22 protein-coding genes are annotated in these 18,234 nt (G+C 41.6%); 14 read left to right on the top strand and 8 right to left on the bottom strand.

Annotated features, from left to right (window positions below; translation table 11 throughout):
* Positions 1-210 precede the first annotated feature (210 nt).
* The 7 genes from accC to clpB form a co-directional block, all read right to left on the bottom strand.
* Positions 211-1,557: an acetyl-CoA carboxylase biotin carboxylase subunit gene (accC, locus tag L5B90_RS10065; RefSeq protein ID WP_250350980.1), complete on the bottom strand. Its 1,347-nt coding sequence runs from the start codon at positions 1,555-1,557 to the stop codon at positions 211-213.
* 57 nt (positions 1,558-1,614) lie between these two features.
* The gene (gene accB / locus L5B90_RS10060) at positions 1,615-2,076 is read right to left on the bottom strand and encodes an acetyl-CoA carboxylase biotin carboxyl carrier protein (RefSeq protein WP_250350981.1); all 462 of its coding nucleotides are present in this window, start codon (positions 2,074-2,076) and stop codon (positions 1,615-1,617) included.
* Positions 2,077-2,235: 159 nt separating this feature from the next.
* On the bottom strand, positions 2,236-2,688 hold the full coding sequence (aroQ, locus tag L5B90_RS10055; RefSeq protein WP_250363618.1) for a type II 3-dehydroquinate dehydratase: 453 nt from the start codon (positions 2,686-2,688) through the stop codon (positions 2,236-2,238).
* Positions 2,689-2,776: 88 nt separating this feature from the next.
* The gene (gene menC / locus L5B90_RS10050; protein WP_265762857.1) at positions 2,777-3,769 is read right to left on the bottom strand and encodes an o-succinylbenzoate synthase; all 993 of its coding nucleotides are present in this window, start codon (positions 3,767-3,769) and stop codon (positions 2,777-2,779) included.
* Between the two features lie 11 nt (positions 3,770-3,780).
* Positions 3,781-4,239, bottom strand: a complete 459-nt coding sequence (locus L5B90_RS10045) for a hypothetical protein (RefSeq protein WP_265762856.1) — start codon at positions 4,237-4,239, stop codon at positions 3,781-3,783.
* Between the two features lie 64 nt (positions 4,240-4,303).
* Positions 4,304-5,161: a 1,4-dihydroxy-2-naphthoyl-CoA synthase gene (gene menB / locus L5B90_RS10040; RefSeq protein ID WP_265762855.1), complete on the bottom strand. Its 858-nt coding sequence runs from the start codon at positions 5,159-5,161 to the stop codon at positions 4,304-4,306.
* Between the two features lie 138 nt (positions 5,162-5,299).
* On the bottom strand, positions 5,300-7,873 hold the full coding sequence (clpB, locus tag L5B90_RS10035; protein WP_265762854.1) for an ATP-dependent chaperone ClpB: 2,574 nt from the start codon (positions 7,871-7,873) through the stop codon (positions 5,300-5,302).
* Between the two features lie 283 nt (positions 7,874-8,156).
* On the opposite strand from clpB, the gene dapF reads away from it, so the two are divergent.
* Positions 8,157-8,981: a diaminopimelate epimerase gene (gene dapF / locus L5B90_RS10030; RefSeq protein ID WP_250350987.1), complete on the top strand. Its 825-nt coding sequence runs from the start codon at positions 8,157-8,159 to the stop codon at positions 8,979-8,981.
* A 43-nt stretch (positions 8,982-9,024) separates the two neighbouring features.
* Positions 9,025-9,915, top strand: a complete 891-nt coding sequence (gene xerC, locus L5B90_RS10025) for a tyrosine recombinase XerC (protein WP_265762853.1) — start codon at positions 9,025-9,027, stop codon at positions 9,913-9,915.
* A 338-nt stretch (positions 9,916-10,253) separates the two neighbouring features.
* Here xerC and L5B90_RS10020 read toward each other — a convergent pair whose 3' ends face one another.
* On the bottom strand, positions 10,254-10,970 hold the full coding sequence (locus tag L5B90_RS10020) for a LexA family transcriptional regulator (protein ID WP_265762852.1): 717 nt from the start codon (positions 10,968-10,970) through the stop codon (positions 10,254-10,256).
* A gap of 224 nt (positions 10,971-11,194) precedes the next feature.
* On the opposite strand from L5B90_RS10020, the gene L5B90_RS10015 reads away from it, so the two are divergent.
* The 12 genes from L5B90_RS10015 (at position 11,195) to L5B90_RS09960 (ending at position 18,226) form a co-directional block, all read left to right on the top strand.
* Positions 11,195-11,473, top strand: a complete 279-nt coding sequence (locus tag L5B90_RS10015; protein ID WP_265762851.1) for a helix-turn-helix domain-containing protein — start codon at positions 11,195-11,197, stop codon at positions 11,471-11,473.
* Between the two features lie 33 nt (positions 11,474-11,506).
* Complete coding sequence (locus L5B90_RS10010) at positions 11,507-13,468, top strand: Mu transposase C-terminal domain-containing protein (RefSeq protein ID WP_265762850.1); 1,962 nt, start codon at positions 11,507-11,509, stop codon at positions 13,466-13,468.
* Positions 13,469-13,477: 9 nt separating this feature from the next.
* Positions 13,478-13,693 carry a Mu transposase C-terminal domain-containing protein gene (locus L5B90_RS10005; RefSeq protein ID WP_265762849.1) on the top strand — a complete coding sequence of 72 codons (216 nt, stop codon included), beginning with the start codon at positions 13,478-13,480 and terminating at the stop codon, positions 13,691-13,693.
* Between the two features lie 3 nt (positions 13,694-13,696).
* Positions 13,697-14,578, top strand: coding sequence for an AAA family ATPase (locus L5B90_RS10000; RefSeq protein WP_265762848.1), 882 nt, complete (start codon positions 13,697-13,699; stop codon positions 14,576-14,578).
* A 10-nt stretch (positions 14,579-14,588) separates the two neighbouring features.
* Positions 14,589-14,780, top strand: coding sequence for a hypothetical protein (locus L5B90_RS09995; RefSeq protein ID WP_265762847.1), 192 nt, complete (start codon positions 14,589-14,591; stop codon positions 14,778-14,780).
* A gap of 2 nt (positions 14,781-14,782) precedes the next feature.
* The gene (locus L5B90_RS09990; protein WP_265762846.1) at positions 14,783-15,109 is read left to right on the top strand and encodes a hypothetical protein; all 327 of its coding nucleotides are present in this window, start codon (positions 14,783-14,785) and stop codon (positions 15,107-15,109) included.
* 16 nt (positions 15,110-15,125) lie between these two features.
* Positions 15,126-15,638 carry a host-nuclease inhibitor Gam family protein gene (locus tag L5B90_RS09985; RefSeq protein WP_265762845.1) on the top strand — a complete coding sequence of 171 codons (513 nt, stop codon included), beginning with the start codon at positions 15,126-15,128 and terminating at the stop codon, positions 15,636-15,638.
* A gap of 182 nt (positions 15,639-15,820) precedes the next feature.
* On the top strand, positions 15,821-15,997 hold the full coding sequence (locus tag L5B90_RS09980) for an ANR family transcriptional regulator (protein ID WP_265762843.1): 177 nt from the start codon (positions 15,821-15,823) through the stop codon (positions 15,995-15,997).
* 8 nt (positions 15,998-16,005) lie between these two features.
* Entirely contained in the window at positions 16,006-16,179 is a 174-nt protein-coding gene (locus L5B90_RS09975) for a hypothetical protein (RefSeq protein ID WP_265762842.1), read from the top strand.
* Between the two features lie 9 nt (positions 16,180-16,188).
* The gene (locus tag L5B90_RS09970; RefSeq protein ID WP_265762841.1) at positions 16,189-17,130 is read left to right on the top strand and encodes a hypothetical protein; all 942 of its coding nucleotides are present in this window, start codon (positions 16,189-16,191) and stop codon (positions 17,128-17,130) included.
* Positions 17,131-17,259: 129 nt separating this feature from the next.
* Positions 17,260-17,820: a hypothetical protein gene (locus L5B90_RS09965; protein WP_265762839.1), complete on the top strand. Its 561-nt coding sequence runs from the start codon at positions 17,260-17,262 to the stop codon at positions 17,818-17,820.
* Positions 17,804-18,226 carry a gp16 family protein gene (locus tag L5B90_RS09960; RefSeq protein ID WP_265762838.1) on the top strand — a complete coding sequence of 141 codons (423 nt, stop codon included), beginning with the start codon at positions 17,804-17,806 and terminating at the stop codon, positions 18,224-18,226. Before L5B90_RS09965 ends, L5B90_RS09960 begins: the two co-directional genes overlap by 17 nt.
* The last annotated feature ends 8 nt before the right edge of the window (positions 18,227-18,234 follow it).

Genomic DNA, 18,234 nt, shown 5'->3' with positions numbered 1-18,234 from the left:
AAAATCACGTTAAATAGCGTGAAAATTGTCGATTAAATGATTGAAATCAGGCAAGGCAACGTTGTGTTATTTCAAATCAGGCAACGAAAATTTGTAAATTTTACTCCGCACTTTTTTTACGCGTAATCATAAAGAAAGTGATTCCCCCCCCAAAAAATTCTGTAATAAAAAAGGCGTTATTTAAAACGCCTTGTGGATTGAATAATGGAATTAATCGTGCATTCCTAATTTCTTCTCTAGATAGTGGATATTTGTACCACCTTTTTGGAAGTTTTCATCCGATAAAATCAGATCGTGGAGTGGAATATTGGTTTTAATGCCATTAATGATCGTTTCACCTAAGGCATTTTGCATACGACGGATAGCCACTTCTCGATTATCGCCATAAGTGATCAATTTTGCGATCATTGAATCATAATGTGGCGGAACGGTATAGCCCGTATAAATATGCGAATCCCAACGTACCCCTAAACCACCGGGAGCGTGTAAATGGCTAATTTTCCCTGGAGAAGGTAAGAAGCTTTTTGGATCTTCGGCATTGATACGGCATTCAATGGCGTGGCCACGTACTTTAATCTCTTCTTGTTTGATAGAAAGTGGTAAGCCTGAGGCAATTAATAATTGCTCTTTCACCAAATCCACGCCCGTAATCATTTCTGTAACGGGGTGTTCAACTTGAATACGAGTGTTCATTTCGATGAAATAGAATTCGCCATTTTCATATAAGAATTCAAACGTCCCCGCACCACGGTAGCCAATTTCTACACAGGCTTTTGCACAACGTGAACCAATATCACGGCGCATTTCTTCAGTAATCCCCGGCGCTGGCGCTTCTTCCACTACTTTTTGGTGGCGACGTTGCATTGAGCAATCACGTTCTGCTAAATAAACCGCATTGCCGTGCGTATCTGCCAGTACTTGAATTTCAATATGACGTGGATTTTCTAAATATTTTTCCATATATACCATATCGTTGTTGAAGGCGGCTTTTGCTTCGGCTTTCGTCATTGCAATAGATTCTTCCAAAGAATGTTCATCACGCACCACACGCATACCACGACCACCACCGCCACCAGAGGCTTTAATAATCACAGGATAACCAATGCGTTTGGCAATTTCTTTGTTTTTCTTCATATCACTGCCAACAGGGCCATCAGAACCCGGTACGCAAGGCACGCCCGCTTTTTTCATTGCGTTAATGGCAGAAACTTTATCCCCCATTAGACGAATGACATCGGCAGTTGGGCCAATAAAGGTGAACCCCGAACGCTCTACTTGTTCAGCAAAATCGGCATTTTCAGATAAAAAACCATATCCCGGGTGAATAGCATCTGCGCCCGTAACTTCTGCAGCCGCAATTAGCGCTGGGATATTTAAATAACTTTTGGTTGAAGGCGCAGGCCCGATGCAGACGGTTTCATCTGCTAATAAGACGTGTTTTAATTCACGATCTGCGGTGGAGTGAACCGCAACGGTGCGGATACCTAGCTCTTTACAAGCACGTAAAATGCGTAGGGCAATTTCTCCACGGTTGGCTATTACAACTTTTTCTAACATAAGAATGATCTCTTAGAATTGTTAGGCAGAACGTTGTTCCGCCTAAATAGAAATGATTTATTCGATAACAATTAATGGCTCATCAAATTCAACCGGTTCACCGTCATTAATCAGGATTGCTTTTACCACACCGGCTTTATCTGCTTCAATACGGTTCATCATTTTCATTGCTTCAACAATACACAAGGCATCACCGACTTTCACGCTTTGTCCCACTTCTACAAATGGTTTCGCATCAGGGCTTGGGCTACGGTAAAAGGTTCCAACCATTGGTGAACGAACTTGATGACCTGAAACCTCGGTGCTTGCCTGAGGCTCAACGGTAGCTGTTGGCGCTGCGACAGGCGCAGGTGCTGGTGCAACTTGAGGCGCTGTAGCAGGAAGCGTATATTGCACTGCGGTTGAGGAAGGAGAGCCACGATTAATACGAACAGACTCTTCACCTTCTGAAATCTCAAGCTCCATAATGCCTGATTCTTCAACTAATTCGATAAGTTTTTTAATTTTACGAATATCCATAATTTTTTCCTAAAATGTTAATATTTTTCACCGCACTTTAATGACGTTATGAAAAACAAAGTGCGGTGTTTTTTTAACTAAAATTGCCGCCACAAAGATTACCTTAAAATAATCTTTTTGGCGATAAAATTCTGTTAATTTCGTTAAAATTTCCGTAATTTATGCCTTATTTTGCAAATATTGCAACGCATAATGGAAGGCAAATTCATAGCCTTTTGCCCCTAAACCACAAATCACCCCTTCAGCCACATCACTAAAATAAGAATGATGGCGGAATGGTTCGCGTTTATGAATATTCGATAAATGGACTTCAACAAACGGAATGGCGACGGCTAATAAGGCATCGCGTAGTGCGACACTGGTGTGGGTATAAGCAGCAGGATTAATAATAATAAAATCAATTTGTTGAAAACTTTGATGAATTTTATCTATCAGTTTTTCTTCGCTATTTGCTTGAAAGCAGGTTAATGCTAAGCCGTGCTGTTGTGCAAGCTGTTGCATTTGTTGCTCAATAGCAGATAAAGAAAGCGTGCCATAATGTTTAGGTTCTCGCTTGCCTAACATATTTAGATTTGGGCCATTCAGTAACAAAATTCGTGCAGATGCTGACATAATTAATCCTTTTTCCCTTAACTTGTTGCATTATAATGATTTTTATAAAAATCGCAGTAGCCTTCTCGGTGGTCTAACCAATAAGGGCTTATTGTATTGTTATTGGTGTGATCTGTTCACTATTGAGATCTAAGACCGGTAAGGTTGAACCTTGCCATTGGCGAATTAATTGGTATTGCATTAGGTCTAATGTATCTAAGCCCGGTGTTGTATTGGGCGTATAACGCTGTGCGATACGGGCTAATTGGGTTAAACCAAAACTACTTTCTAATGCGGAACTGATTACCGCCATAATGCCTTGTTGATGGGCTTGTTGAATTAACCTAATACAACGCTCTAAACTGCCAACAAGGGTTGGTTTGATAATAATGGCAGCTAAGTGCGGTTCTTTTTCGACCACAAAATTGGCTTCTCGTACACTTTCATCCCACGCAATCGCAATGCCTGTTTGTTGGGCAAATTGACGGCTTTCTTCACGAGAGCGACAAGGTTCTTCTACAAACTGAATACGGGAGCGGTGTGCTGGCTTAATATATTTGGCGAAAAGTTGTGCTTTGGCGGGTGTCCAAGCGCGGTTTGCATCTAAACGTAATTGCAATTCAGGAATGGCTTCTAAAAACATATCGGCAATTAATCCATCACGATTCGCTTCATATAAGCCCACTTTGATTTTTGCGACTTTTTCCCCTTCAAGTTGCATTAATTCAGCATAAAGTTCATCGGGATCACCATAACAAAGCGGGGCAGTGCGATAATTTCCCTCTATCGGTAATTCCCCTTTCATTTCGGCTAAGGCACAACTTAGCCCAAATGCCACGGAAGGAAATAATCCTTCTAAGGACAATTTCTGATTTTGACTCCGTGCCTTATCCCAGTCTTTCAACCATTGAATCGCTTGCGCTTCCGCCTGTGCTAAGGTTTCTTGGCTAAATTCGGGTAAAGGTGCGATTTCTCCCCACCCTTCGTGTTCACCACAGCAAATTTTTACAAGCAACCCTTCGCGTAATTTTAAAAAACGGTTGCGTAATACCACTTGGGAATCTATAGGAATTTGATAACGATAGAGTTGATAGGAACGCATATTTTCTCCTTTTATTGATTGATCTGTTTTGTTGGCTTAGCCAGAAAAAAGCAAATGACACAGAGGATAGCAAGAATGATGGACAGAAATAACCCTGTGAGTAAGGTGGCAAGGAAACTATGTAAAAATAATGGTAAGGAACTGCCAAATAACACTTCCAATAACGCTAATGCGAGAAAGCCACACCAAAATTCAATGGAAACGTGTAATAAAACAGCAATTTGCAAGCCCCCTCTGATCAAAGCACTTCTTCGTAATGCTTTATGCCAACGTAATTTTTGCTTAATCAGTAAGTGGTAATCGACAAAGGTATAAAAAGCAATAAAGCAGAGAACACCGATACACATTCCTAGTATAGACATCGGGTGGGAAGAGATCAGTAAGCCAAAGAAAAAACACACAGCGGTGTTAAATAACACAACGGCTGTCCAAAAGAAAAGCAGTTTTTTAAGTGAAATTGAGGTCATCATTCTGTATTCGGGATAAAATAAAAGTGCGGTAAAAAATGATGAAAATTTTTACCGCACTAGGCAATTATGGGTTACGCTTAAATTTACTGAAATCAGGCGCACGTTTTTCATTGAATGCGTTACGCCCTTCTTGCCCTTCTTCAGTCATATAAAATAACATCGTTGCGTTCCCCGCCAATTCTTGTAAACCCGCTTGACCATCACAATCTGCGTTTAATGCGGCTTTTAGACAACGTAATGCAATTGGGCTATTGCGAAGCATTTCACGACACCAGCGCACGGTTTCTTTTTCTAAATCAGCGTACGGCACAACGGTATTGACTAAGCCCATTTCTAAGGCTTCTTGCGCATTGTATTGACGGCATAAGAACCAAATTTCACGGGCTTTTTTCTGTCCGACAATTCGTGCCATATAACTTGCACCCCAGCCACCATCAAAGGATCCGACTTTCGGGCCTGTTTGACCAAAAATTGCGTTTTCGGCAGCGATGGTAAGATCGCAAAGCATATGTAACACGTGTCCACCACCAATCGCATAGCCTGCCACCATTGCTACGACGGGTTTCGGACAGCTGCGAATATCACGTTGAAAATCCAGAACATTAAGATGATGCACGCCTGCGTCGTCTTTATAACCACCGTAATCACCACGGACTTTTTGATCTCCGCCAGAGCAAAAGGCTTTTTCTCCTTGTCCTGTTAGCACGATCACCCCAATATTTTCATCAAAGCGTGCATCAGAAAAAGCGTGGATCATTTCTTTTACCGTTTGAGGACGAAAGGCATTGCGAACCTCGGGGCGATTAATCGTAATTTTGGCGATCCCGTCAGTGGATTTATGATACAAAATATCACTATACCCTTCGCTGTGGTCTGCCCATTCTACGGGGGCGTAAAGTACATCATCTTTTGGATTTTGCATAATTAATTCCTTTGCTAAATAAATCGGTGAGCATTATAGCTTAATCTAGAAATGACGAAAAGCCAGCGAATGATCAAAAAAGCCCCGCATTTGCGAGGCTTGGTTTACCGCAAAAGTGCGGTGTTTTTTTAGCAACAATTAGGATTGGGTTGCAATCACGTTACCATCGACATAATCAATCGTAACGGTTTTTCCCGGTAAAAGCTCACCAGAAAGAATTTGTTGGGCAAGCGGATTTTCCACTTCTTGCTGGATCGCACGTTTCAGTGGTCTTGCACCATAAATTGGGTCATAACCAATTTCCCCAATGAAATCTAATGCCGCATCGGTAAAACTTAGATGATAACCATGTAATTCCATCCGTTTTTCTAAACGTTGTAATTGAATTTTCGCAATCGTGCGAATATTGGCTTTATCCAATGGGTGGAAGACCACCGTTTCGTCAATCCGATTGATAAATTCTGGACGGAAGTGTTGGCTTACCACCGACATCACGACCTCTTTCATACCTGCATAATCAAGATCTTGGTTACCTTGAATCAGATCAGAACCGAGGTTTGAGGTCATAATCACAACGGTGTTACGGAAATCAACCGTGCGACCTTGTCCATCAGTTAAGCGTCCATCATCAAGCACTTGTAATAAGATATTGAAAACATCAGGGTGCGCTTTTTCTACTTCATCTAATAACACTACAGAATAAGGGCGACGGCGTACCGCTTCGGTTAAATAGCCCCCTTCTTCATAGCCCACATATCCCGGTGGGGCGCCGACTAAACGCGAGACACTGTGTTTTTCCATAAATTCTGACATATCAATACGAACCATCGCATTTTCATCATCAAATAAGAAACTTGCCAATGTTTTGCACAATTCCGTTTTACCCACACCTGTTGGCCCTAAGAATAAGAATGAACCAATCGGGCGATTTGGATCGGATAATCCGGCACGGCTACGGCGAATCGCATTGGCAACTGCCACAACGGCTTCATTTTGTCCAACAACGCGTTTATGAAGTACATTTTCCATACGTAATAATTTTTCTTTTTCCCCTTCCATCATTTTGGATACTGGGATACCTGTGGCACGGGAAAGCACTTCAGCAATTTCTTCATCGGTTACACGATAGCGTAATAAGTGCATTTCTTTACCCTCTGCACTTTCAGCTTGGGCAAGTTGGCGCTCTAATTCAGGGATACGTCCATATTGTAATTCAGACATTTTACTCAAATCACCGACACGGCGCGCTTGTTCCATTTGCGTACGGGCATTTTCTAATTCGGCTTTAATATGTTGCGTGCCAGATAGGGCTGCTTTTTCGCTTTTCCAAACGTCTTCTAATTCCGCATATTCACGTTCTTTTTCTGCCAGTTCTTTTTCAAGCATTTCTAAACGTTTACGGCTTGCGCTATCATCTTCTTTTTGTAACGCTTGTTGTTCTAACTTGAGCTGGATAATACGGCGTTCCAAGCGATCAAGTTGTTCCGGTTTAGAATCAATTTCCATACGAATACTAGAGGCAGCTTCATCAATTAAATCGATCGCTTTATCAGGTAATTGGCGATCGGAGATATAACGATGTGAAAGTGTTGCCGCCGCGACAATCGCTGGGTCTGTAATTTGAACGTGATGATGAATTTCATAACGTTCTTTCAAACCACGTAAAATGGCAATGGTATCTTCAACCGTTGGCTCATCGACAAAAACTTTTTGGAAACGACGCTCAAGTGCGGCATCTTTTTCAATATATTGACGATATTCATCTAAGGTTGTTGCGCCGACACAGTGCAATTCACCACGAGCAAGAGACGGTTTTAATAAATTTCCTGCATCCATTGCCCCATCGGTTTTACCTGCACCAACCATAGTGTGAATTTCATCAATAAATAAAATCACACGGCCTTCTTCTTTTGCAATTTCATTCAGTACAGCTTTTAAACGTTCTTCAAATTCACCACGGTATTTTGCGCCCGCAATTAATGCGCCCATATCAAGGGAAAGAACGCGTTTATTTTTTAATCCTTCTGGCACTTCACCATTAACGATACGTTGTGCCAATCCTTCCACAATGGCGGTTTTTCCCACACCCGGTTCACCAATCAGGACAGGGTTATTCTTAGTTCGGCGTTGTAACACTTGGATTGTGCGACGAATTTCTTCATCTCGCCCAATGACGGGATCTAACTTACCGCTTTCCGCACGTGCGGTTAAATCAATCGTATATTTTTCTAAGGCCTGACGGCTTTCTTCTGCATTTTGGTCATTCACGGATTGACCTCCTCTAATTTGTTCTATTGCTTGTTGTAAACGATCTTTTTTTGCACCGCACTTATGTAATAACTCACTTAGGCTACTTTTTTCTTCTAATGCGGCTAACAGAAAAAGTTCTGATGAAATATATTTATCTTGTTTTTGTTGTGCGAGCTTATCGCATAAATTTAATAAATTAACCAAGTTACGTGAAATTTGCACATCACCGCCATTCCCTGAAACCTGTGGTAAGCGATTAAGTTCTGCATTTAATTCATTACGTAACATTGCAACATTCACCCCACTTGCGGTTAAAATTGGGGCAACAGATCCGCCTTCTTGGTTTAACAAGGCTGTCATTAAATGTACGGGTTCAATAAATTGGTTATCTTTTCCTAAGGCTAAAGATTGGGCTTCAGCCAAGGCTTGTTGAAATTTAGTGGTAAATTTTTCTATATTCATTCTCTCTTCTTCCTATCTTTTGTTGCTTAAGTTTGAAAAGCAAGGCAATGCCATCGTATTTCAAAATCAAGCAATGATCATTATGCTATCTCGCATTTTGGCGAGTTTCTCTTGTTCAAGTAAGTAAGGACTAATTTGTAAATTTCAAGCATAAAATAAAAAAAATTTAAGCAAAATCTATTAATACCGTTAGAACAATAGGTTGCATAAATGAGTAGTTTACTCAATTGTTCTTCACCTTTATAATTGCGGTTAATTAATGATTTTCAATAAGGATGGAAAAATGCAATTTTCCAAAATGCACGGATTAGGCAATGATTTTGTTGTGGTTGATGCGGTAACGCAAAATGCTTATTTTCCCACTGAAATGATAAAAAAACTGGCCGATCGCCATACTGGCATTGGCTTTGATCAACTCCTTGTCGTTGAACCGCCTTATGATCCCGAGCTAGATTTTCATTATCGTATCTTTAATGCAGATGGCAGTGAAGTGGCTCAATGTGGCAATGGCGCACGTTGTTTTGCCCGTTTTGTGACAATGAAAGGGCTAACCAATAAAAAAGACATTGCGGTCAGCACGGCAAAAGGCAAAATGATCTTAAGCGTACAAGATGATGGAATGATCCGTGTGAATATGGGTGAACCGATTTGGGAGCCAAGCAAAATTCCATTTATCGCCAATAAATTTGAGAAAAATTACATTCTACGTACGGAAATTCAAACGGTATTATGTGGTGCAGTATCAATGGGAAATCCTCATTGCGTTGTACAAGTGGAAGATATTGCCAGCGCCAATGTTGCCCAGCTAGGCCCTTTACTTGAAAGCCACGAACGCTTTCCTGAACGAGTAAACGCAGGGTTTATGCAAATCATTAACCGTAATCATATTAAATTACGTGTTTACGAACGGGGCGCAGGAGAAACCCAAGCCTGTGGAAGCGGCGCCTGTGCTGCAGCGGCAGTAGGCATAATGCAAGGTTTACTTGATAATAAAGTGCAAGTTGATCTGCCCGGAGGCAGCCTCACCATTGAATGGCAAGGCGAAGGCCACCCACTTTATATGACAGGCGATGCGACGCATATTTATGATGGGGTGATTAGGTTGTAATTTTTCGTTATTTTACACCGCACTTTATGATAGGACAAAGTTAATGCAACAACACCTCAACACCTACTGGAACTACCTGCGTATTGAACGGCAGGTGAGTCCACATACATTGAGTAATTACCAGCGTCAGCTTGAGGCGGTGGTGCCGATGTTGCAGGAAAATGGGATAACACAATGGCAAGATATTACACCAAGTATAGTGCGGTTTGTCTTGGCACAGAGTAAAAAGGCAGGCTTACACGAAAAAAGTTTGGCTTTACGATTATCTGCATTACGTCAGTTTTTGAGTTATTTAGTTCAGCAAGGCGTGCTTGCTGTCAATCCTGCGGTTGGCGTTTCTGCGCCTAAACAAGGGAAACATTTACCAAAAAATTTGGATAATGAACAGGTTCAGCAATTATTAGCTAACGACAGTAAAGAGCCAATAGATTTACGCGATAAAGCGATGTTGGAATTAATGTATAGCTCAGGTTTACGTTTATCCGAATTGCAAGGATTGAATCTAAATAGCATTAACACGCGTGCGCGGGAGGTGCGTGTCATTGGGAAAGGGAATAAAGAACGTATTTTGCCTTTCGGTCGTTATGCCTCTCACGCCTTACAACAATGGTTAAAAGTGCGGTTGTTATTTAATCCAAAAGATGATGCTTTATTTGTGAGTCAATTAGGCAATCGAATGAGCCATCGTTCTATTCAAAAGCGAATGGAAGTGTGGGGAATTAAGCAAGGGCTATCTAGCCATTTAAACCCTCATAAATTGCGCCATTCTTTTGCCACACATATGCTTGAAAGTAGTTCCAATTTACGCGTGGTACAAGAATTGCTTGGACACAGTAATCTCTCTACCACGCAAATCTATACTCACCTTGATTTCCAACATTTAGCACAGGTTTATGATTCCGCACATCCAAGAGCGAAACGAAAAAAATCGTAAAAATAACACCGCACTTATGATCTGCGCCCTAAAAACTGACACCTAATTAGAGGTGCAGATTATGTCCTATACTTATCAATTCCGTTTAGAAATTATTAAACAAGCCACCGAACAGGATGTCGGTATCAGATGTGGGGTACTGATCTTTTTTGCATAGAGAGAAAGAAAAAAATTTGGTCGAAAAAATAACGGCGAGCCTAGTGAATACAAGGGTTCGCCGTTTTTGTTTGGGTGGGGCTATGCAAAAAACAAAATGAGCAGGATTAGAAAAAAATGAGCAGTTTTTGCGTTATTTTTTGCATAGGTTTGATCGGTTTTAAAATGATTTTAAAACAGTTTTAAATGAACTTATGTCCATTATGGATTACTTGCCCGATGATTTGTAAATTTTGAGCTTCGTCTGCTGTAATTCGGATTGGGCGGTAGGACTCATTATCGCTAATCAATTCAACATAGTCCCACTCTTTTCTTACACGTTTTACCCAAACGCTTTCACCGTTTTGCACAAGATAAATCTTATCGTCTCCACGAGCTTCTTTTTTGCTGAAATCCACTAACATCTGATCGCCATCGCTGATAGTCGGGTCCATTGATGTTCCATTAGCCCAGAATACGCCACAATGTTCAGCTTTTGCCCCTAATGATGCCAAAAGAGCGTCAGAATAAGGCTCTTCTCCATCTGGCTTAGTAACTCCTTCGTTAAAGCTACCAAAGCCAGCAGACACATTGATGGAAGAATAAGATGCGATCATTGAAATTCCATCTTCTAACATCTTTCTCGCTTGTTCAAATGCCCTTTCAACAACGTTATGGCTGGTTTGTGGCTGGCTTTCTTTACCTGTTGCAAGCCATTCTAGGCTTACTCCAGCAGCGTTTGCTGTTTTTATTAGATTTGAACGAGATGGATCTGCTTCACCAATTAACCAACGGTTTAATGACGTTATTGCAATACCAACAGTTCTAGCAAACTCGCTAGTATTACCATTAAATTTTTCTTTAAGTATCCATTGAAGTCTCTCACCGAAATCAGGATCGTTAATTTTTGCCTTACTCATATAGTACCCTTTACGCTAAAGCATGGCGTAAAACTTACAAACACTGATCTTTTACTTTTCCTTTAGTGCAACATTTACTGTAAATGTTAAATGTAAGTCATTGTTTTTCTTAAATGTTTAGCTTAAATATAAAAATAATTCACTAAAATTAAGTTTTACGCTTGCATTAATTTAAGTTTTACGCTTTAATACGCACATCAGATAGATAAAAGTAGGTGTATCAAATGAGCGTATTTAGCGACGTTAAAAAAACCGCACAGAGTGATTGGCATCGAGCCGATATTCTTGCGGAGCTTCGTAAAAATGGTTGGTCACTTCGTTCTTTGGCGGTTGAGGGCAAAGTTAGCTATAACACGCTGAAATCTGCCCTAGATAAGCCTTATCCAAAGATGGAACGTTTAATTGCTAATGCGATTGGCGTTGCTCCAGAAATTATCTGGGCTGGGCGGAATGCAGAGCGAATTGAACGTAATCGCCGACCAATTTTAACGAATAAGTTTTAATTCTACCCATAAAGGTTACAAAAAGGAACATTTATGGAAAAACAAAGTTTAAAAACGCACTATTCGGTGGCGGAATTACTGAGTTTTAAGTTATCTAGCTTACCAAGTGCTCATAAAAATGTGCTTGAGAAAGCCATAAGAGAAAACTGGCAATCTCAAAAACGCAAAGGACGAGGCGGTGGCGTTGAATATGAGTTAAGTAGTCTCCCCACCGAAGTCCAAACCGAAATCCGTTCCCGCTTTGCGGTGTCGGTAGTCCAAAGTAAGCCCAAGCCCCCAGCGGTGCGAGCTGAAATAGATTTAAGCTCTTTAACAAATAAACAACGCAGCATTGCTGATGCCCGAATGGCAATTATTGCCAAGGTATTAGAGCTGGAAGATAGCGGAATGAGCCGGATACAAGCGGTTAAATTTTTCTGCAATCTTGCAAAAAGTGGGGAGTTATCGCCCGATATGGCTGAGCTGGTTACGGTTGCAAATGCTAAGGCAAATGCAAAACGGACTATTGGTGAACGGACGTTAAATCAATGGGTAATTGATTACTGCAAGGCAGACAATGCAACCGAAAGACTGCAAATGATTGCCCCGCAGGTTAGACAGCCTGTTGCGGTGGAGTCCTTGAACTGGTTGCCTGAATTTTTGGCGGTTTATCGCAACACCAACGGCTTATGCGTGGCAGAAGCCTATGAAGAATTTAGCTGGCGGTGGCAAACCGCTTATGCAGACCAGCCGTTATGGTTGGAACTGATGCCGAGCCTCTCGCAAGTCCGCCGAGTAATGAGCAAATTTAGCAAGTTATTTAAAGCGGTGGGGCGTAAAACAGGGGCGGAACTCCGAGCAATGAACACTTATGTGAAGCGTGATTGGTCGGTGTTAAAAGCAAATGATGTGTGGGTTGGCGATGGTCACTCAATGAAGATGAAGGTCGCCCACCCTGACCACGGCAGACCGTTTATCCCTGAGCTGACAATGGTGATGGATACAGCAAGCCGATTTATTGTGGGCTGGTCGGTTAGCTTAGCGGAAAACTGCATCGCAGTGGCTGATGCTATCCGCAACGGGGTGGAAAAACACGGCATACCGGCGGTGTATTACTCCGATAACGGTGGCGGTGAAAAGAACTGGACGTTAGATGCGGATATTACAGGGATTCTGCCGAGATTAGGCATTAACCACCAAACAGGAATACCCGGTAATCCGCAAGGTCGAGGCATTATCGAACGAGTGAACCAAACCATCGCTTTAAGAGTTGCCAGACAGTTTGCCACTTATCACGGCACAGGGGCAGATCGTGAAACGGTGCGACAAATTAACACAGGCGTGATTAGTCTTGAAAAAGCGGTGCGAGAAGGGAAAACCGAACTCACCCCGAAACAGCAGAAAGCCAAAGGCAAATTGCCGAGCTGGAAGCAGTTTATTGAAGCGGTTGAAGCTGGCATTAAGTGGTACAACAACGAGCATATTCACCGAGAAATCGGCACAACACCGGCAAGAAAACGCCAGCAGTTATTGCAAGAGACGGAAATCTTAACGATTACCGAGATTGAAGCAAGAGATATGTTCAGACCGCAGGTTGTTCGCACCGCACAACGTGGTTGGATTAGCTTATTTAACAATAACTACTTTAACCAAAAATTGATTGAAGTGGACGGCGAGAAAGTTACGGTGAGCTTTGATATTCACAATGCCGAAAGCGTAATTATCCGCACCTTAGACGGCAGATATATTTGCGATGCGATCTTTGACGGCAACAAACGTGATGCGTTCCCTCAATCTTTTGTAGAGAAAGCACGAGAAGAACGAGGTAAACGCAGAATGAAGCTCAAACAAGAGCAGATTGATGAAATCCAAGCGGAATTAAACCCAGTGCGAACCATTGAACATATACCGGCGTTTAGTCTTATACCAACTACCAAAGCTAAACAAGCCAAACCAATATTCCTCACGCAAGCCGATAAGGATGAGTGGGAAAAGAAACAGAGAGCCTACGGGTAAGGAGTAAATATGAAATATCGTGTAACTCGTATTGTGAGCAGAGCGTTTGTTTGTGTGTTGGGTGTGAAATATCACGCTGAAGCATTAATTGGTTATCACAAAAAAGCGGTTTTAGTCGAATTTGATGATGAAGATGCAAGTCAAGTGAATGTTTATTCCTTAAAGGGTAGAAAATTAATTTGCACGGCTGAAAAACTTAAAACTAATCCATTTAAAGGAGAATAAAAAATGAAAAACCAAGAACTTAGAGCCTTAATGGATATCAAGGGCTATCAGCAAAAACAGGTGGCACAACTTTTAGGCGTGTCGATTACGGTCGTAAGCCTCTATCTCAAAGGGGAATATAACGGCAACGTGGCAGATATTGACCGCAAGGTGGAAGAGCTGATTGAGCGAGATAAAGCAAAGGTAGTGGAAGCCAAATATAACGCTACTTTTGTGCCGACTTTGGCGGCTCGCCGTGGAATGGAAGTAATGCAGTTTGCTCATATTGAGGGTGAAATTAATGTGATTTACGGCTCGGCAGGCTTAGGCAAAACGCAGATGTTGAAAGAGTACGAACGCAGAAACAGCTCAGCGGTGTTAATTGAAGTTGATCCAAGTTGCACGCCGAAAGTGTTGCTCCGCAAGATTGCCGAAGCGGTGGGAGCAAATGCACGAGGGGTAAATAACGAATTGTTAGATAGCATTGTGAGCAAGCTCAAAGGCTCGGAGCGGTTGCTGATGATTGATGAGGCTGAATTACTCTCTACCCGCTCGCTGGAATTTATCCGCCGAATCCACGATTTAACCGGCGTGGGGGTGGTATTAGCCGGTATGCCTCGCTTGCTGATTAACCTAAAAGGCAAGAATAACGAACTGGCACAGCTTTATAGCCGAGTGGGTTTTGCTTGCGATTTAGGTAATGCGTTAAGTGAAGAAGATTTAGGGCTATTAGCGGAAAGTGCATTAGGTACGAGTGAATTTAATACTCCACTGATTAAAGCCTGTAACGGCAATGTTCGCCGATTAAGCAAGTTAATGCGAGGTGTGGTGCGGTCTAGCGAGATTAACCAAACGCCAATCAATGCCGAGATGATCACACAGTATGCAGGGATGTTGATTCATTAAGGGGGGATAAATGAGCAAAGGCAAGCAAATTTATGCCGCCTATCGGCAAGATATCAACATCGTAGATGGTACGGCTGATGAATTGGCTCAAAAACTAGGGGTTAAAGCAAAAACGATACGCAAATGGTCAAGCCCCAGTTATCAAAAACAGCATAAAGGACGACGAATTATCGTCGTCAAGCTAGGAAAAGAGGAAATGTAAAAATGAAACATCGTCGTTTAAATAAAGGCAATCACCTTGCCTATAAGTTCTTAGAACAAGCCCAAAAAGCCGTAGTGAGTTGCAATGCGATGGGGCTAACCGTGACAGAAATTGATTTCAGCAAAATCAAGCCCCGATTGAAAGTGATGCACAACCACGTAACTGAAAAGATGTTAGCTAATGGTAAAGCCATCATTTTTAAACGAGGCAGTGATGACAGAGCCATTCACTTCTGGGAAGGACAAATGATGGTGGAAGGAATTAAGACTATTTTCCGCTGTGAAGAATTTAACCCAAACTGGAAACCAACCAAACCGAATTATCAATAACCAAAGGAGCAAAAAAATGGCAGCGAAAACTCGCCTAAAACAACCTGCAAAACTGCGTTTTACCACACCTGAGCAGGTTCAAAATGCAATTAAAGAGATTGGTGATTTAAGCCGTGAACACACACGCCTTACCACCGAAATGAATGACAAAATCGGCGAAACGAGCAACGCTTACGCCCCGAAATTAGAGGCATTAAAAGCAGACATTGAGCCACTGCAACAAGCGGTGCAGGAATACTGCGAAGCTCATCGTGATGAATTGACCGAATTTGGTAAAAGCAAAACCGCAAACTTCGTCACTGGCGAAGTGCAATGGCGACAACGTCCACCGTCGGTGTCCATTCGCAACAAAGATGGCGTGTTGGAAACACTGGAAAAACTGGGGCTAGGTCGCTTTATCCGTACTAAAAGCGAAATCAATAAAGATGCCCTACTTGCCGAGCCTGATGTAGCAAAAGGCATTGCAGGCATCACTCTCAAACAAGGTGTAGAAGATTTTGTGATTAAACCGTTTGAGCAGGTGGCGTGATGGGAGCTTTGTTTGTGATTTTGGCTATTGTACTGATTCCAGCCGTAGCCTTAACACTACTACTTGGCACAATTTGCAAAATCTATACAGAAATTGAGAAGTTGTGGCATTAAAGCTCATTTAAACGCTCTTTAAACCCAATTTAAGGGGCGTTTGTAATGTGTTTTAACCAAGGAGTACTTATGACAAAAGAAAAAGAAATTGCCGAGGCTGCTGCTCGTGCAGAACGGTTTGGCAATTATGCACAAGCGACGGAGTTATGGAATAAAGCCGCAAAAGTTGCAGTAAATACTAATCAGCAAGCATGGTGCAGAAATCGTTGTGATTTTTGTGAACGCGTGGTTGAGAAGCCGTTTTAGGGGGAGACATGAGCGAATTACACAAAAGTGAGTTGGAAGCACAGTTAAATGAAGTGATTGTGCAGTTACAACAAGCCCAAACTGCATTAAGCAATAACCAATTTACCCACGCCTCAATCTACGTCGGTACGGTGCAGAACCAACTGCCGAGAGTGAGACAGAAATTAACTAACCTACACTAGGAGAAACCAATGAAAAACAGTGATTTTATCCAAATGAGCCAATGCCATATTTTTAGCATTAAATTTCCGACCGACAATATCAAAGAGATCTTGGAGCAAGCTGAAATTGATGTAGGCGATAGCTACACTCAAGTTGAAATTGTAAAAAATCCAATGACAGGTCAGAAAGTGCAAGAACTTGAAAATGGCTTATTTTTTACAGTACGAAGCACTTTCAAAAAAGTAACTAAAGAATTATTGTCAGCCAAGATTTATGAATTGAAACAAGAGTACAAAGAGCGTCCAGAGCTACCTCCAAGCAATGAAAAAGAGTGGCGACTAGAAGCAGAAATGCAACTTTTCCACATTGTGCCGTTTTCAAGTGAATTAGTGAATATCTTTTACAGCCCAGAAAAAGAATTGCTGATCACAAATAGCCACTCAAAGCACACTAAATTGGCATTACATCACTTAATTGGATTATTTGGTTTGGTAGGATTTAGAAGTGTTGTGGTATCTGATGAAAAGCTAGGTTTAAACACACGCCTAAAAGAATACTTAGCAGAAAGCAAACCGATGTTTAAATTCTTAAATTTTGAACATGAAGCTACATTAGGTAATCGTGAAGAAGGTGATGAAACGTTCTTGACTTGTCGCCACCTAGATAGTGAAAAAGGGAAAAATAAAGCCCTTGAAGCATTAAATAATGGCTTCAGAGTGCAATCGGCAAAAATGCGATGTGACGAAGGCAATTTCCCCGTGCATTTTAAGTTAGACGGTAATTTAAAAATCCGATCAATGCGTTTTAGTGAATGTAGTGATGTCAGCAAGCAACTCAACCGCCCAGATTTTGTCGGCAAATCATTGGCATTTACTGAATATTTAGAAAGCCAGCTTAATGCCTTATTGAAAATTGCAGAATCTACAGTACTGGAATTTGTGAATGAAACGAAGTTAGAAAGTTTTGTTTAAAAAAACACCACCGCCCCGAAACCCAAGTTCAAAGAAAATTGCATAAGCTCGGGGCGGAGGTTTTAAAGAGCATCCAAAAGTAACTGCAAGCGGTGGTTTTTGGATGTTTTTTTACAAAGGAGCTACAAAATGAAACTCTGTCGATGTCCGATTTGCCACTCGGACTTAACGCTAGAAGCCCTGATTGAAGATGATAGCGGTCGAGAATTATTAAGAATGATTACCGAAATGACGCACGATTGTGGACGATATGCCACCGCTTATTTAGGGCTGTTCAAACCACCAAAAAGCACACTCAGCAGTAGCCGAGCATTAAAACTCTTGCAAAGTTTATTAGAACTCTACCCTTGCTCCAATCTACTGGCTCATGCACTAGCAGAAACGGTGGAAAACGTGCGTAAAAATCGCCGTGAAACGGGGCGAGTCGAACCGCTTACCAATCATAATTACTTGAAAAAAGTCTATGAAAGTAATAAGCCACATTTTGCTGTTGTGCGAAGTGAGAATAAAAAAGTAGAACTAAGCAGTGAAGAAAAGCAGGCTAGAAAGTTAGAAGAAAAACGAATTGCGAATATCCAATATATCGAACGGTTTGTCCGGCTAAGGGGGGAAGAAGCTTGTCGAAATTTACATGGATTTAGTGATTGGAAAGCGTGGCAACAGGAGAAAGCAAATGCAACCACAAACTAGAAAACAGATGATTCAGAAAATTCATATTGGCAAGAGTGAGCTAGGATTAGACGATAACGCTTACAAAACATTGCTATTAGAGACGGTAGATAAACCAAGTTGCACGATGATGGCAGACAGTGAGCTAATGATTGTACTTAAAGCAATGCAGGCAAAAGGTTTTGTGATTCGTTCTAAATATGGCAAACGCCCAACCGCATCAAAATTCGCCCCACATCGGCAGTTGCTAATGAGCAAAATCACTGCCTTATTAACAGAAAGTAAAAAGCCTTGGAATTATGCTCATGCAATCGCTAAACGCTCTTTTGGCATTGAGCGGGTGCAATGGCTAACCGATGAGCAGTTGCATAAACTGGTGCAGATGTTAGCGAGTTATAACTATCGGCATGGTAAAAGGATAAAATAACGATATTT

This window comes from Avibacterium sp. 20-129 (genome assembly GCF_026226845.1).
In the GTDB taxonomy this organism is placed as follows: domain Bacteria; phylum Pseudomonadota; class Gammaproteobacteria; order Enterobacterales; family Pasteurellaceae; genus Avibacterium.
The sequence above is the reverse complement of the archived record's forward strand: the minus strand, read 5'-3'. Positions and strand labels throughout refer to the sequence as shown.